Annotated in this window: 2 rRNA genes; both read left to right on the top strand. The window is 47.9% G+C overall.

Annotation, left to right across the window (positions count from 1 at the left end):
* Positions 1-63: ribosomal RNA gene (locus tag AC3WRW_RS33045) — 16S ribosomal RNA — on the top strand; the annotation flags it as partial.
* A 217-nt stretch (positions 64-280) separates the two neighbouring features.
* Positions 281-752: ribosomal RNA gene (locus AC3WRW_RS33050) — 23S ribosomal RNA — on the top strand; the annotation flags it as partial.

Here is a 752-nt window from a genome sequence, read left to right on the forward strand (position 1 = left end):
ATGATTGGGGTGAAGTCGTAACAAGGTAGCCGTATCGGAAGGTGCGGCTGGATCACCTCCTTTCTATGGAGACTCGGTCTTGATAAGACCCAGTCAAGTGCGAAAGCACACAATCGCTTACTCACTCGTGTTCAGTTTTGAAAGAGCAATCTTTCAAAAACAGTTGACAACCGACATCGCTTCGCGAATGTAACGATTGCAACATTGTTCCTTGAAAACTAGATAACGAAATGAAACGTAAAGTAAGAACTTAGGTAATATCTATACATGTTTTTTTCTAGGTTAAGCTAGAAAGAGCACACGGAGGATGCCTAGGCACTAGGAGCCGAAGAAGGACGTGGCGAACGACGAAATGCCTCGGGGAGCCGTAAGCAGGCTTTGATCCGGGGATGTCCGAATGGGGGAACCCAGCTGTGGTAATGCGCAGTTACTCTAAAGTGAATACATAGCTTTAGTAGAGGCATACCCAGGGAACTGAAACATCTAAGTACCTGGAGGAAAAGAAAACAAAAGTGATTCCGTCAGTAGCGGCGAGCGAAAGCGGAATAGCCCAAACCAAGGAGCTTGCTCCTTGGGGTTGTAGGACCTCAATATGGGGTTAGTTCGGTAGGCGAAGTGATCTGGAAAGGTCCGGCATAGAAGGTAAAAGCCCTGTAGCTTAAATCGAACGAATCCCCTAGAGGTATCCTGAGTACGGCGGGTCACGTGAAACCCCGTCGGAATCCGGCAGGACCATCTGCCAAGGCTAAATA

The sequence above is a fragment of the Paenibacillus sp. FW126-R14 genome, assembly GCF_058789495.1.